Origin of the sequence: Actinomadura decatromicini (genome assembly GCF_008121305.1) — a bacterium.
GTDB lineage: Bacteria > Actinomycetota > Actinomycetes > Streptosporangiales > Streptosporangiaceae > Spirillospora > Spirillospora syzygii.
This window is the reverse complement of record NZ_VSRQ01000001.1, coordinates 127,123-141,169: the sequence shown is the minus strand read 5'-3', so window position 1 is coordinate 141,169 and position 14,047 is coordinate 127,123. Positions and strand designations below refer to the sequence as shown.

Annotated in this window: 11 protein-coding genes; 7 read left to right on the top strand and 4 right to left on the bottom strand. The window is 73.2% G+C overall.

Going from position 1 to position 14,047, the window contains the following annotated elements:
- Positions 1 to 75: 75 nt before the first annotated feature.
- Entirely contained in the window at positions 76 to 1,929 is a 1,854-nt protein-coding gene (ilvD, locus tag FXF68_RS00595; protein ID WP_148756860.1) for a dihydroxy-acid dehydratase, read from the bottom strand.
- 359 nt (positions 1,930 to 2,288) lie between these two features.
- A complete protein-coding gene (locus tag FXF68_RS00590; RefSeq protein WP_246178073.1) occupies positions 2,289 to 3,131 on the bottom strand; it encodes a nuclease-related domain-containing protein in 843 nt (280 codons plus the stop codon).
- A 234-nt stretch (positions 3,132 to 3,365) separates the two neighbouring features.
- Between FXF68_RS00590 and FXF68_RS00585 the strand changes: the two genes are divergently transcribed.
- Together FXF68_RS00585 and malQ are read left to right on the top strand one after the other, a co-directional pair.
- On the top strand, positions 3,366 to 4,790 hold the full coding sequence (locus FXF68_RS00585) for an amidase (RefSeq protein WP_187437636.1): 1,425 nt from the start codon (positions 3,366 to 3,368) through the stop codon (positions 4,788 to 4,790).
- Positions 4,791 to 4,818: 28 nt separating this feature from the next.
- On the top strand, positions 4,819 to 6,900 hold the full coding sequence (gene malQ, locus FXF68_RS00580; protein WP_148756858.1) for a 4-alpha-glucanotransferase: 2,082 nt from the start codon (positions 4,819 to 4,821) through the stop codon (positions 6,898 to 6,900).
- Here the strand turns inward: malQ and FXF68_RS00575 are convergent.
- Both FXF68_RS00575 and pepN read right to left on the bottom strand, forming a co-directional pair.
- Complete coding sequence (locus tag FXF68_RS00575) at positions 6,881 to 7,879, bottom strand: hypothetical protein (RefSeq protein WP_148756857.1); 999 nt, start codon at positions 7,877 to 7,879, stop codon at positions 6,881 to 6,883. The genes malQ and FXF68_RS00575 overlap by 20 nt on opposite strands.
- Before the next feature lie 108 nt (positions 7,880 to 7,987).
- The gene (pepN, locus tag FXF68_RS00570) at positions 7,988 to 10,522 is read right to left on the bottom strand and encodes an aminopeptidase N (protein ID WP_148756856.1); all 2,535 of its coding nucleotides are present in this window, start codon (positions 10,520 to 10,522) and stop codon (positions 7,988 to 7,990) included.
- Between the two features lie 168 nt (positions 10,523 to 10,690).
- On the opposite strand from pepN, the gene FXF68_RS00565 reads away from it, so the two are divergent.
- The 5 genes from FXF68_RS00565 to FXF68_RS00550 all read left to right on the top strand — a co-directional run bounded on the left by FXF68_RS00565 (position 10,691) and on the right by FXF68_RS00550 (position 14,035).
- Entirely contained in the window at positions 10,691 to 11,305 is a 615-nt protein-coding gene (locus tag FXF68_RS00565) for a mycothiol-dependent nitroreductase Rv2466c family protein (RefSeq protein ID WP_246178070.1), read from the top strand.
- Between the two features lie 121 nt (positions 11,306 to 11,426).
- The gene (locus tag FXF68_RS00560; protein ID WP_222869745.1) at positions 11,427 to 12,152 is read left to right on the top strand and encodes an energy-coupling factor ABC transporter permease; all 726 of its coding nucleotides are present in this window, start codon (positions 11,427 to 11,429) and stop codon (positions 12,150 to 12,152) included.
- A gap of 13 nt (positions 12,153 to 12,165) precedes the next feature.
- Entirely contained in the window at positions 12,166 to 12,510 is a 345-nt protein-coding gene (locus tag FXF68_RS42925) for a PDGLE domain-containing protein (protein ID WP_222869744.1), read from the top strand.
- Positions 12,510 to 13,274 carry a cobalt ECF transporter T component CbiQ gene (cbiQ, locus tag FXF68_RS00555; protein WP_148756854.1) on the top strand — a complete coding sequence of 255 codons (765 nt, stop codon included), beginning with the start codon at positions 12,510 to 12,512 and terminating at the stop codon, positions 13,272 to 13,274. Before FXF68_RS42925 ends, cbiQ begins: the two co-directional genes overlap by 1 nt.
- Positions 13,271 to 14,035, top strand: a complete 765-nt coding sequence (locus tag FXF68_RS00550; protein ID WP_148756853.1) for an energy-coupling factor ABC transporter ATP-binding protein — start codon at positions 13,271 to 13,273, stop codon at positions 14,033 to 14,035. Before cbiQ ends, FXF68_RS00550 begins: the two co-directional genes overlap by 4 nt.
- The last annotated feature ends 12 nt before the right edge of the window (positions 14,036 to 14,047 follow it).

Here is a 14,047-nt window from a genome sequence, read left to right as displayed (position 1 = left end):
GCGGGGCCGGGCTTCCCCGGCCCTGCCACTCTGGCCCCTGACGGGGAACGAAGGCCATTACCTCCGACGTAGCGCTCAGCCCTCGATCTGCGACACGTCGCGGGCCGCGCCCGTGGACGCCGACGTCGCCATCGCCGCGTAGGCGCGCAGCGCGGCGCTCACCGGGCGGTTCCGGTCGCGCGGCCGGTACCCGCCGAGGTCGGCGAGCAGCTTCTCGCGCCTGATCTCCAGCTCGTCGGCGGGAACGTCCAGCTCCAGGACGCGGTTCGGGATGTCGATCACGACGCGGTCGCCGTCCTCGACCAGGGCGATGATCCCGCCGCCCGCCGCCTCGGGGGAGGCGTGCCCGATCGACAGGCCGGACGTCCCGCCGGAGAACCGGCCGTCGGTGATCAGCGCGCACGCCTTGCCGAGCCCGCGGCCCTTGAGGAAGCTCGTCGGGTACAGCATCTCCTGCATGCCGGGGCCGCCCTTCGGGCCCTCGTAGCGGATCACGACGACGTCGCCGGCCTTGACCCTGCCGCCGAGGATGCCCTCGACCGCGTCGTCCTGCGACTCGAACACGACGGCGGGGCCGGTGAACGTCCAGAGCTCCTCGTCCACCCCGGCGGTCTTGACGATCGCGCCGTCCGGGGCGATGTTGCCGCGCAGGACGGCGAGCCCGCCGTCGGCGGTGTAGGCGTGCTCGACCGAGCGGATGCAGCCGTTCTCACGGTCGAGGTCGAGCGACTCCCAGCGGGCGCTCTGGCTGAACGCCGACGTGCTGCGGACGCCGCCGGGCGCGGCGTGGAACAGCTCGACCGCCTCGGGCAGGACGTCGGGGGAGCGGACGTCCCACTTGGCGACGAACTCGTCCAGGGACGCCGAGTGGATCGAGTGCGCGTCGCTGTGCAGCAGCCCGGCCCGGTTCAGCTCGCCGAGCAGGGCGGGGATGCCGCCGGCGCGGTGGCAGTCCTCGACGTGGTACTTGCCGGTGGCCGGGGCCAGCTTGCAGACGCACGGCACGCGGCGGGACAGCTCGTCGATGTCGGAGAGCCCGAAGTCGGCGCCCGCCTCGGTCGCGGCGGCGAGCAGGTGCAGGATCGTGTTGGTGGAGCCGCCCATGGCGACGTCCAGGACCATGGCATTGGCGAAGGCGTCGCGGGTCGCGATGTTCAGCGGCAGGACGGAGTCGTCGTCGCCGTCGTAGTAGCGGCGGGCGATGTCGACGACGGTGCGGCCCGCGTCCTCGTAGAGGCGGCGGCGGGCGGTGTGCGTGGCGAGGACGGTCCCGTTGCCGGGCAGCGCCAGCCCGATCGCCTCGGTGAGGCAGTTCATCGAGTTCGCGGTGAACATGCCGGAGCAGGACCCGCAGGTCGGGCAGGCGCTCTCCTCCATCTCCAGCAGCTTCTCCTCCGACAGGGAGGAGTCGGCGGACGCGATGATCGGGTCGATGAGGTCGAGCTTGTTGCCGTCCATCACGCCCTCGACCGGCTTGCCCGCCTCCATCGGCCCGCCGGACACGAACACCGTCGGGATGTCGAGGCGCAGCGCGGCCAGCAGCATCCCCGGCGTGATCTTGTCGCAGTTGGAGACGCAGACGAGCGCGTCCGCGCAGTGCGCGTTGACCATGTACTCGATCGCGTCGGCGATCACCTCGCGGGACGGCAGCGAGTACAGCATCCCGGCGTGGCCCATGGCGATGCCGTCGTCGACGGCGATCGTGTTGAACTCGCGCGGCACGCCGCCCGCCTCGCGGACGGCCCCGGCGACGACCTTGCCGACCTCGTCCAGGTGGACGTGGCCCGGCACGAACTGGGTGAAGCTGTTCGCCACCGCGACGATCGGCTTGCCGAAGTCCTCGCGTTCGACGCCGCTGGCGCGCATGAGGGCGCGCGCGCCCGCCATGTTGCGGCCGTGGGTGACGGTGCGTGACCTGAGCGGTGGCATGATCGGGACCTCTCCAAGCTGGGGCGGCGTGCCCTGCGGTTCTACCGTGCGCGCGGTCGCGGGCCGCGCGGACGTGGGCGCGGCGGGCGAGGCGCCGTACTGGGATCGCAGCGGCGGGTCGCGGCGCTGCCGCCGGCTCAGCGGAGGTTCGCGCGGCGGGCCGGTGTCCAGTCGATGCTACCAACCGCGGGCCGCCGCCGAATCGCCCGAAGACGTGCGGAAAGCCGGGACGCGGGACGTCCCGGCCTCTCCGTCGTACCGGTACGCGGGGCGGACACCGGTCCGCCGTGCTCGTCGCGGCCGCGCGGGGCGGGCGCGGAACGTCCGGGCGGCCCGGGGAAGTCGGGCCGCGCCGGTCCTCAGTCGGGGTACTTCGGCGGCAGGGCCTTCTCGGCCGCCTGGAAGATCCGCTGGACGTCGCCGTCCGTCAGGATCTTCGGCCGGCGCCGCAGGTAGGCCCGCGCCCGGTTGCCCGCGTAGACGTCCACGTCCCTGACCCGCATGACCTTCCACGGGATGGACGGTCCGTAGATCGCCACGGACGGCTGCACCGGCACGTCGAACCCGACCGACTCGCCGAGGATGTTGCTCGCCATCTGCGCTTCCCAGCGGGCCTCGTCGAGGCGGTCCTTCTTGTTGAAGGGGCCGTGGAAGAGCTTGAGGTGGGACATGGTGCGCACGGGGAGACGCTTGTCCCACTTCTCGGAGTCGATGGCGTAGACGCCGCTGGGGCCGATGACCAGGTGGTCGATCCGCCCGTCGCTGACGCCCTCGTCGTCGCGCGGGACGGCCCGCGCGTGCAGCACGAGGTATCCGTTGCGCTGCAGGGATTTGAGCTGCTTCTCGGTCCGCCGCTCGGCCGCCGACGACTTCTGCCAGGCGGTGACGGTGGAGTCCGTGCGGGAGCGGCGGACGACGTCCGCGATCACGACGAGGACCGCGAGCGTGAGGCCGAGCCGCCAGCCGGCGACGAGCCCGACGAGGGCGCCCGCGCCGACCGCGACGCCGCCCCGCCACAGCCAGCGGCGGGTCCGCGGGTCGTCGAGCACGGTCGCGACCGGGTTCTCCTCGGGCTCTTCGGGCTCCTCGGGACGCTCCTTCACCGGAGCCTGGTGATGGTGCTCACGCATTTCCTCTGCCGCCGCCTCGTCCGACCCGGCCGTGGCCTGCGCCCCGGCCGCCTGCGTATTGCCCCGCTCCATGGTCGCCATGGTGACGCTCCGTATTCCTTTCCCTTCGGGGGCATGATCCTCCGTGCGCAGAGTAATCATCAGTCCGGTTGGCGACTAGTCATGCCGGGTTAATAGTTTTGTCGCCGCGCGTGAGTGATTCACTGCCGTCAGGGATGGGTACGTAAGTATTCTTCTCCCTTCGACCGCTGTCATCCTGCCTGCCCTTTTTGATGCCCACGCACACGGCGTCTAGCGTTCCGGTCTGTGACACAACCTCATGACCTCAGCGCCACCCGCATGGCGGCGGCCGTCCGCACCAGGGAAGTATCGCCGGTCGAGATCGTCGACCACTATCTGGCCCGCATCGAACGGCTCGACGCGCAGGTGGGCGCCTACGCGACGGTCACCGCGGAACGGGCCCGCGACGAGGCCAGGATCGCGGAGAAGGCGGTCCTGGACGCCGCCGACCCGGCGGAGCTGCCGCCGCTGCACGGCGTCCCCGTCCCGGTGAAGGACCTGAACCTCGTCGACGGCGTCCGGACGACCTTCGGCTCGGCCGTGTACGCCGACCTGACCGGGTTCGCCGACGACAACGTCGTGACCCGGCTCGGGGACGCGGGCTCCGTCCTGCTCGGCAAGACGGCGGCGCCGGAGTTCGGGCTGCCCTGCTACACCGAGGGCGCGGTGTCCCCGCCCGCGCGGACGCCGTGGGACACGTCCCGGTCGGCGGGCGGGTCCAGCGGCGGCGCCGCGGCGGCGGTCGCGGCCGGGCTGGCGCCGGTCGCGCAGGGCAGCGACGGCGGCGGGTCGATCCGCATCCCGAGCAGCGTGTGCGGGCTGGTCGGGATAAAGCCGACCCGCGGCCGGGTGTCGCACGGGCCGATCGTCCCGGACCTTTTCGGGCTGTCCGCGAACGGGCCCATCGCGCGGACCGTCCGCGACGCCGCCCTCCTCCTGGACGTGATGGCGGGCCATATGCCCGGCGACCTGTACGCCGCGCCGCCGGTCGATGGAACGTTCTCCTCGTACGCGGAGCGTCGGCCGGGGCGGCTCCGGATCGCGCGGAGCATCCAGCCCGCCGTGCCGGACGCCGAGGTGCACCCCGACTGCGTCGCCGCCTACGAGGAGGCGTCCGCGCTGCTGGAGGAGCTGGGGCACGAGGTCGTCGAGATGCCGCAGGTGTTCGGGCCCGACCTCGTCCCGCACTTCGAGACGCTCTGGGGCGTGATGGCGACGCTGACGCCCGTCGCGGACGAGAGCGAGCACCTCCTCCAGCCGCTGACCCGCTGGCTGCGGGCGCGCGGCGAGGCGACCGGCGCGCCGGAACTGCTCCAGGCGCACGCGGCGTTGCAGAGCGCGCTCCGGGCGGCGTTCCCCGTGATGGACGAGTTCGACGCCATCCTGCACCCGACCCTGGCCCAGCCGCCCGCCCCGGTCGGCTACTTCCACGACCAGGAGCCCGCCGAGAACTTCGAGCGGCAGAAGCGGTTCACCCCGTTCTGCGCGATGTACAACATCTCGGGCCAGCCCTCGGTGAACGTGCCGCTGCACTGGAACGGCGACGGGCTGCCGATCGGGATCATGCTCTCCGGGCGGCTCGGCGGCGAGGGGACGCTGATCTCGCTGTCCGCCCAGCTAGAGGAGGCCCGCCCCTGGATCGGCCGGAAGCCCCCGATCTGGACGGCGTGACCCCGCCCGCACCGGGCATGGTGCAGGGATGGCCGACGAACTGACCAGGCTGGCCGAGTACCACGGCGTCGCGACCCGGTACGACGACTGGCGGGGGCGCGAGGTCGCCGTCGCGCCGGACACGCTCGTCGCGGTGCTGGCCGCGCTCGGGGTGGACGCCTCGTCCCCGGCCGGCGTCCGGGACGCGCTGGAACGGGAGCGGGCGCGGGAGGACGCGCTGCCGCCGACCCTCGTCGTCCGGCGCGGGGACGGCGGTGCGACCGGTCCCATCCTCGCCGAGCTCCGCCGCTACCTCGGGCAGGGCGAGGACGCCGAGGTCGAGATCGAGATCGGCGGCGGCGAGCCGCCGGGGCTGGGGTTCGAGCCGCTGGAGCAGCGGGTCGACGTGCCGTCCGGCTGGCACCGGCTGCGCGTCCGCCGCCTCCGCGACCGGCATCCGGTCCATGTCCAACTGCTGGTGGCGCCCGCGGCGCTCGGGCCGCCGCCGCGCGCGTGGGGGTTCACGGCGCAGCTCTACTCGGTGCGCTCGCGCGCGTCCTGGGGGCTCGGCGACCTGCGCGACCTGGCCGACCTCGCGGCCTGGTCCGGACGGACGCTCGGCGCGGGCTTCGTCCTGGTCAACCCGCTGCACGCGACCGAGCCCGTCCCGCCGGTCGGGCCGTCCCCGTACTCGCCCGCGAGCCGCCGCTTCCCCTCGCCGCTCTACCTGCGGGTCGAGGACATGCCCGAGTACGCCGCGCTGCCCGCCGACGACCGGGAGCGGTTCGCGGCGACCGCCGCCGCACTGCGCGCGGGCACGGGCCTGCTCGACCGGGACGCGGTCTGGGCGGCCAAGCTCGCGGCCTTCGAGACGATGTACCGCGCCCGCCGGGACGCCCCCGACCCGCTCTTCGACGAGTTCCGCCGCCGGGAGGGCCCGGCCCTCGCCCGCTTCGCGACCTGGTGCGCGATCAGCGAGGAGCAGGGGACGTCCGACTGGCGGCGCTGGCCGGCCGCGCTCCGGCGGGCGGGCGACCACGCGGTCATGGACGACCCGTCCCGGCACGCCCGCGCCCGGTTCCACGAATGGCTCCAGTGGCGGCTGGACGGCCAGCTCGCGGCGGCGCAGCGGGCGGCGCTGGACGCGGGGATGGCGGTCGGGATCGTCCACGACCTGGCGGTCGGCGTCCCTCACGGCAGCGCCGACACGTGGGCCGACGAGTCCCTGTACGCGCCGGGGATGAGCGTCGGCGCGCCGCCCGACGAGTTCAACCAGCGCGGCCAGGACTGGGGCCAGCGGCCGTGGCGCCCGGACGCGCTCGCCCGCGGCGGCTACGCGCCGTTCCGGGAGCTCGCGGCGGCGGCGCTCCGGCACGCGGGCGGCATCCGCCTGGACCACGCCATGCAGGTGTCGCGGCTGTGGTGGGTGCCGGAGGGCGCGTCCCCGGCGGACGGCACCTACGTCCGCTACGACCGCGACGCGCTCCTCGGCTGCCTGACGTGGGAGGCGGAGCGGTTCGGCGCGGTGGTGGTCGGGGAGGACCTCGGCACCGTCGAGCAAGGGCTGCGCGACGAGCTGACGAGGCGGGGCGTGTTCGGCACGTCCCTGCTCTGGTTCGAGCGCGACGGGTCGGGGCGTCCGAAACCGGCGGAGCGGTGGCGCGAGGCGTCCCTCGCCACGGTCGGGTCGCACGACATGCCGCCGATCACCGGGTTCGTCCACGGTGACCACATCGAGCTGCGCGACCGGCTCGGACTCCTCACCCGTCCCCGCGCCGACGAGGAGGACGACCACCGCCGCGCGCTCTCCGGCTGGCTGGACGTCCTGCACGGGGAGGGCCTGCTGGACGCCGCGCCCGAAGAGGTCATGCGGGCCCTAGCGGACGGCTCCACCGCCTACGACGAGCGGATCGTGACGGCGCTCCACGACTTCCTGACCCGCACCCCGGCCCGCCTCGTCGGCATCTCCCTCGCCGACGCCGTGGGGGAGCGCCGCACCCAGAACCAGCCCGGCACCACCGACGAGTACCCGAACTGGCGCGTGCCCCTCGCCGACGCGGAGGGGACGCCCGTCCTGCTGGAGGACCTCGACGCCCGCGCGCTGAACCTCTTCAGCCGAGCGCCGAAGTGATCCGCTTCGTGACGTCGTGGAGCAGCGTGTCGGGACGCAGGTCGGCGGCGGCGATCGCCGAGAACAGCGCGGGCAGGCCGGGAAGCGGATAGGGGTCGTCGTCCGCGCCCGCCAGGGCCGCCTTGCCCACCGGCTGGTGCGCGAGCGACGTGCGGGCCCGCGCCCACGCCGACTGGACCTCCTCCGGCGACGGCACCCCGAACCCGTGCCCGACCGGGGCGGCGTGCCGGAGCTTGACGAGCGCGCCGTCGGTGAAGTCGGCGGCGAGCCGGCACCGGCCGGCGAGGTCGGCGCGGACGAGGTCGTCCAGCCGGGTCACGACCGTGCAGGGGGTGCGGCAGCGGGCCGCGCAGTCGCCGAGCGCGGCGGCGACCTGGCTGTGCTGGCGGTCCAGGTAGGCGCGCCAGCCCGGCCCCGGCTCCCGCGACACGCGGAGCGTCCGCTCGCAGGCGGCGCGCTCCGGCCGGGTGTGGTCGCACATCCGCGGCGACCCGGGGTCGACGGGGACGCCGAACCGGCTGCCCTCGCCGTTCACCGCCGCGCCGATCCTGGCCGGGTCGCCGGCGTGCCCGAGGACCGGCTCCCAGGCGAGCATCGGCAGGTACTCGCTGGCGATGTGCACGGCGGCGACCAGCGCCGCCATGTCCCGCCGGTACCAGCGGACCGCGATGACCTCCAGCAGCAGCGAGTACGCGGGACGCAGGCTGGCGAGCGCCCCGCGCGGCCGCTCCCGCGCGGTCTGCGGCATCCGGCTGGCCCGCGCCCGGTCGAGCAGGTCGGGCGGGACCTCGCCGACGTCCTCGGGCATGCCGAAGTCCTCGGCGTCGAGGTCGAGGACGCGCTGCCCGAACGCGCAGAGCGCCGCGACCCCGGTGGATCGGCCGGCCGGCCCGAGGGCGCCCTGCGCGATCAGGGCCTCCAGGTCGCCGAAGGCGTACCGGCGCGCCAGCGCGGTGAGAACGTCCCGAGCCGTCTTCACATCGACCCCTCCCCATGGCCCCGGCGGTGCCGCCGTCCCCGTGACCATGTAACGATCGCACGGTCACGGGGCACCTGCACAGGGTCATACATACGGGGTCAGGCCGGGTCAGGACGCGGTGGCGTCCTTCGCGCGGGCGCGCAGCGCGCGGGCCACCCCGTCGCGTCCCTCCGACAGCAGCCGGGCGAGCGCGGGCGGTGGCTTCTCGTCGGCCAGATACGCCTCGGTGCGGTCGATCGTGGACTGCTCGATCACGAGGTACGGGTAGGCGGCCTCGGCGAACGTCTGCGACATGTCGCTGGACCACTCCTTCCACACCCGCCCGACCTCGGCGAAGTACCGGTCGACGTAGGGGACGAGCAGCGCGGCCTGGTCGGGCTCGACGAACCCGCCGAGCGTCGCCCGGTACACCGCGTTCGGCAGGTCGCCGGACACGATCCGGTCCCACGCGGCGGACTTGGCCTCGGCGGACGGGATCGCGGCCGCGCACGCGGCGGCGTGCCGCTCGCCCGCGGCCGTCCGGTCGCGCTCGTGCTCGGCGTCGATCTCGGCCTGGCCCGCCCGTCCGGTGATGACGAGGCGGCGCAGCAGCGACCAGCGCAGGTCGGTGTCGACGGTGAGGCCGTCGAGGACCTGGGAGCCGTCCAGCAGCCCCTGCACGAAGGACAGGTGCTCGTCGGACACCGCCGACGCCGCGAACGCCTGCGTGTAGGCGAGCTGGAAGTCCGAGCCCGCCTCGGCGTCGCGGGCGAGCGCCGACAGCGTGTCCGCGAGCAGCGCGAGGCCCTCCTTGCGCCACCCGGGGTCGGCGTACTGCTGGACGGCCGTCCGCGCCTGCCGCAGCAGCGTCTGCGTGACCGAGATGTCGGTGACGCCGCTGATGCCCTTGGCGACCAGCCGGATGTAGTCGCGGGTGGCCATCTCGGCGTCGCGGGTCATGTCCCACGCCGCCGACCAGCACAGCGCCCGGGGGAGGCTCTCCTTGATCTCGCCGATGTGCTCGACCAGCGTCCGCTGCGAGTGCTCGTCCAGCCGGATCTTGGCGTAGGTGAGGTCGTCGTCGTTGACCAGGACGAGGTCGGGCCGCTTGCGCCCGACGAGCTGCGGCACGTCGGTGCGGGCGCCGACCACGTCCAGCTCCACCCGCTCACGCCGGACGAGCCCCTCGTCCGTCCGGTCGTAGAGCCCGATGGCGAGGCGGTGCGAGCGCAGCGTCGGGTAGTCGGGCTTCGCCTCCTGCAGGACGGTGAACGACGTGAAGTTCTCGTCCGCGTCGACCTCGTACTCGGGGCGCATGGTGTTGACCCCGGCGGTCTCCAGCCATTCCTTCGACCACGCGGCGAGGTCGCGCCCGGACCTCTCCTCCAGCGCGCCCAGCAGGTCCGTCAGGACGGTGTTGCCCCACGCGTGCCGGTCGAAGTAGCCCCGCACGCCCTCCAGGAAGTTGTCCAGGCCGACGTAGGCGACGAGCTGCTTCAGCACGGACGCGCCCTTGGCGTAGGTGATCCCGTCGAAGTTCACCTCGACCGCGCGGATGTCGGGGATGTCGGCGGCGATCGGGTGCGTGGACGGCAGCTGGTCCTGCCGGTACGCCCACGCCTTCTCCAGGTTCGCGAACGTCGTCCACGAGCCCTTCCACTTCGTGGCCTCCGCCTGGCACAGGACGCTCATGTACGTGGCGAACGACTCGTTCAGCCATAGGTCGTCCCACCAGCGCATGGTGACGAGGTCGCCGAACCACATGTGGGCCATCTCGTGCAGGATCGTCTCGGCGCGGCGCTCGTACGCCGCGTCCGTGACCCTCGAACGGAAGACGTAGTCCTCCAGGAAGGTCACCGCGCCCGCGTTCTCCATCGCGCCCGCGTTGAACTCGGGGACGAAGAGCTGGTCGTACTTGCCGAACGGGTACGCGCGGCCGAACACCCGCTCGAAGTAGGCGAAGCCCTGGCGGGTGACGTCGACGATGGCGTCCGCGTCGAGGTGCTCGGCGAGCGACGCCCGGCAGTACACGCCGAGCGGGATGGCGGTGCCGTCGGCGCGGCGGTACTCGTCCCGGACGACGTGGTACGGCCCCGCGATGAGCGCCGTGATGTACGTGGAGATCTTCGGGGTGGGCGCGAAGCGCCACGTCCCGCCCTCGGCCGACTCGGCGGCCTCGTTCGTGACGACCTCCCAGTCCTCGGGCGCCTTGACGGTCAGCTCGAAGGTGGCCTTGAGGTCGGGCTGGTCGAAGCAGGTGTACATCCGGTGCGCGTCGGCCGTCTCGAACTGCGTGTAGAGGTAGACGCTGTCGTCGACCGGGTCCACGAACCGGTGCAGGCCCTCACCCGAGCGCGAGTACGCGCAGTCGGCGACGACGCGGAGCTCGTTGTCGGCGGCGAGGCCGGGCAGCGGGACGCGCCCCTTCTCGGCGTCGTAGGACGCGGGGTCCAGCGCGTTCCCGTTCAGCGTCACCTCCCGCACGACGGCGCCGTGCAGGTCGATGAACGTCGACGCGCCGGTCTCGGCGCTCCCGAACCGCACCACCGTGGTGGAGCCGAACCGCTCACTGCCCGTCGTCAGGTCCAGTTCGACCGTGTACGACTCGACGGCGAGCAGCCGGGCCCTTTCCCGCGCCTCGTCGCGCGTGAGGTTGCCTGCCACATGAACTCCTCGGTCGGCTTTATCGTCTGGTGCCCCCATGTCTACCAACCGGACGGCGATCCGGCCCGCCCCGCCACGGTCTTGGGGTCCCTCGCGCGGCCGGGAATCAGGACGGGCGGCCCCCGGTTGTCGCATTCACGTACCTGGTACAGGCCAAGGAGGCAGACGTTGACGACCGACGCGCGCACGCCGGTGGACTTCTGGTTCGACCCCCTCTGCCCGTGGGCGTGGATCACGTCCCGGTGGATCCTGGAGGTGGAGCGGCAGCGCCCGATCGACGTGCGCTGGCATGTGATGAGCCTCGCCGTCCTCAACGAGGACAAGGACATCCCCGAGAACTACCGCCGCGGGCTCAAGGACGCTTGGAAGCCGGTGCGCGTCTGCATCGCCGCCGAGCAGAAGTACGGCCCTGAGGTTCTAGGACGCCTTTACACGGAGATGGGCACCCGCCGCCACCACGAGCGGCAGAAGTTCGACCGCGAGTTCCTGGAGGCGTCGCTGACGGCGGCCGGGCTGGACCCGTCGCTCGCCGCGGCGGCCGAGTCGACCGACTTCGACGAGGCGGTCCGCGCGTCCCACAAGGACGGCATCGACCGGGTCGGCCAGGAGGTCGGCACCCCGGTGATCGAGGTCGAGGGGCACGCCTTCTTCGGCCCGGTCGTCACCCCGATCCCGCGCGGCGAGGCCGCCGTAAAGCTCTTCGACGGCGTCCTGGCGGTCGCGTCCACCGACGGCTTCTTCGAGCTCAAGCGGACCCGCACCAGGGACCCGATCTTCGACTGACCGGGGAGGGCGCCGGGGCATCGGAGGGTGCCGCCACGGTGACGTAGTTGCGACTTAGTTGCAACTACTAGGTCGATGCCTTCAAACTGGTCCTATCGAAAACGGGTAGGGGCGGTGAAGCATGCACGTACCGGACGGATTCATCGATGCGCCGGTGTCGGTCGCGACCGGTGCGGTCGCTGTCGTCGGGGTGGGGATCGCGCTGCGCGGCGCCAGGCGGGAGCTCGACGACCGCACGGCGCCGCTCGCAGGGCTGACCGCCGCGTTCGTGTTCGCCGCGCAGATGCTCAACTTCCCGGTCGCGTCCGGGACGAGCGGGCACCTGCTCGGCGGGACGCTCGCCGCGATCCTCGTCGGGCCCTACACGGGCATCCTGTGCGTATCGGTCGTCCTGCTCATGCAGGCGCTCCTGTTCGCGGACGGCGGCCTCACCGCGCTCGGCGTCAACATCACCACGATGGCGCTGGCCACGGTCATCGTCGGGTACGGGCTGTTCCGGCTGCTGGTGCGCGTGCTGCCGAAGACGCGGGCCTCGGTGGCCGGGGCGTCGTTCGCCGCCGCGGTCGTCTCGGTGCCCGCCGCCGCCGTCATGTTCACGTTCATCTACGCCCTCGGCGGGACGGCGGACGTGTCGATCGGCAAGGTCGCCACCGCGATGATCGGCGTGCACGTGCTGATCGGCATCGGCGAGGCGCTGATCACGGCGGTGACGGTGTCGAGCGTGCTCGCCGTCCGGCCCGACCTCGTCTACGGGGCGCGCGGGCTGATCAAGCCGCTGGAGCTGCGCACCGCCGGACGTCCCGCCGCCGGTTCCGCCGACGGGCCGGCCGAGCCGTCCCGGGTCTGAGAGGAGCGTTCCGATGACCACCAAGAGGTTCTTCGCGGGGTTCCTGATCGTCTCGCTCATCCTCGCCGGGATCGTCAGTTACTACGCCAGCGCCAACCCGGACGGGCTGGAGAAGGTCGCGGCCGACAAGGGCATCTCCGCCAAGGAGAAGGACCACTCCCTCAAGGACTCGCCGCTCGGCGACTACGGCGTCAAGGGCGTCGACGACGCGCGGCTGTCGGGCGGGCTGTCCGGCGTGATCGGCGTCGGGGCCGTCCTGCTGGTCGGCGGGGGGCTGTTCTGGGCCGTCCGGCGGCGCGGCGCCGCCGCCGCTCCGGAGCAGGCGAAGGCGTCCGCCGAACCGTCCCGGAAGGGCTGATGGGCGCCGGGCACGCGCACCGGCTGTACGTGCCCGGCACGTCGCCGGTGCACCGCCTGCCGCCGCAGTGCAAGCTCGTCGCCGTCCTCGCGTTCGTGCTGCTGGTCGTCGCCACGCCGCGGGAGCGGATCTGGGCGTTCGGCGTGTACGCGGTGCTGCTGGCGGCCGTCGCCGCGACCGCCCGCGTCCCCTTCCCGACGGTCGCGCGGCGCATCGTGATCGAGGTGCCGTTCGTCGCGTTCGCGTTCCTCATGCCGTTCGTCGCGAACGGCGAGAAGATCAGCGTGCTGGGGCTGCGGCTCAGCGAGAGCGGGCTGTGGGGCGCCTGGAACATCCTCGCCAAGGGGACGCTCGGCGTCGTCGCGTCGATCCTGCTCGCCGCCACCACCGAGCCCCGGCTGCTGCTCCTCGGCATCGAGCGGCTGCGGATGCCGCAGCTCATCACGCAGATCGCGACGTTCATGCTGCGCTACGGCGACGTCGTCACCGCCGAGCTCGGGCGGATGAAGGTCGCGCGGGTGTCGCGCGGCTTCGAGGCCCGCGACGTCCGCGCCACGCGGGTGCTCGCGAAGTCGGTCGGGGCGCTGTTCCTGCGCTCGTACGAGCGGGGCGAGCGCGTCCACCTGGCCATGGTGAGCCGCGGCTACGACGGGCGGATGCCCGTCACGCACGACGTCGGCGCGACCGCCGTCCAGTGGACGGCCGCCGCCGCGCTGCCCCTCGCCGCCGCCCTCGTGACGCTGGCTGCTTGGATGGTCCCATGACCGCGCAAGCGCCGCCGTCGCTGGAGGTGACGGGCCTCGCCTACGCCTATCCCGACGGCACGCAGGCGCTCTACGGCGTCGACCTGACCATCGGGCGCGGCGAGCGCGTCGCCCTCCTCGGGCCGAACGGGGCCGGGAAGACGACGCTCGTCCTGCACCTGAACGGCATCCTGCACGGCGGCCTCGGCGCGGTGCGGGTCGGCGGCCTGGCCGTCGATCCGAAGGACAAGAAGGCGCTGCGGGAGATCCGCCGCCGCGTCGGGATCGTCTTCCAGGACCCCGACGACCAGCTCTTCATGCCGACCGTCCGGGAGGACGTCGGGTTCGGCCCCGCCAACCTCGGCCTGCGCGGCGCCGAGCTGGACCGCCGGGTCCGGGACGCGCTGACCCGCGTCGGCATGCTGGACGTCGCCGACCGCCCGCCGCAGCACCTGTCGTTCGGGCAGCGGCGCCGCGTCGCCGTCGCGACCGTCCTCGCGATGGAGCCGGAGATCCTCGTGCTGGACGAGCCGTCCTCCAACCTCGATCCGGCGAGTCGCCGCGAGCTGGCCGAGATCCTGCTGAGCCTGGACGTGACCGTCCTGATGGTCACGCACGACCTGCCCTACGCGGCCGAGCTGTGCCCGCGCTCGGTGATCCTGTCCGGCGGCGTCATCGCCGCGGACCGTCCGACCCGGGACCTGCTGACCGACGCCGGCCTGCTCGCCGAGCACCGGCTCGAACTGCCCTTCGGCTTCGACCCGGCCGCCGCCGTCCGCTGATCCCGGGGGACG

Excerpts from the sequence above, each read along its gene's own strand:
- ilvD (WP_148756860.1), bottom strand. The coding sequence starts at position 1,929 with ATGCCACCGCTCAGGTCACGCACCGTCACCCACGGCCGCAACATGGCG.
- malQ (WP_148756858.1), top strand. The coding sequence starts at position 4,819 with ATGGCCGACGAACTGACCAGGCTGGCCGAGTACCACGGCGTCGCGACC.
- cbiQ (WP_148756854.1), top strand. The coding sequence starts at position 12,510 with ATGGGCGCCGGGCACGCGCACCGGCTGTACGTGCCCGGCACGTCGCCG.
- FXF68_RS00550 (WP_148756853.1), top strand. The coding sequence starts at position 13,271 with ATGACCGCGCAAGCGCCGCCGTCGCTGGAGGTGACGGGCCTCGCCTAC.
- FXF68_RS00590 (WP_246178073.1), bottom strand. The coding sequence starts at position 3,131 with ATGGAGCGGGGCAATACGCAGGCGGCCGGGGCGCAGGCCACGGCCGGG.
- FXF68_RS00560 (WP_222869745.1), top strand. The coding sequence starts at position 11,427 with ATGCACGTACCGGACGGATTCATCGATGCGCCGGTGTCGGTCGCGACC.
- FXF68_RS42925 (WP_222869744.1), top strand. The coding sequence starts at position 12,166 with ATGACCACCAAGAGGTTCTTCGCGGGGTTCCTGATCGTCTCGCTCATC.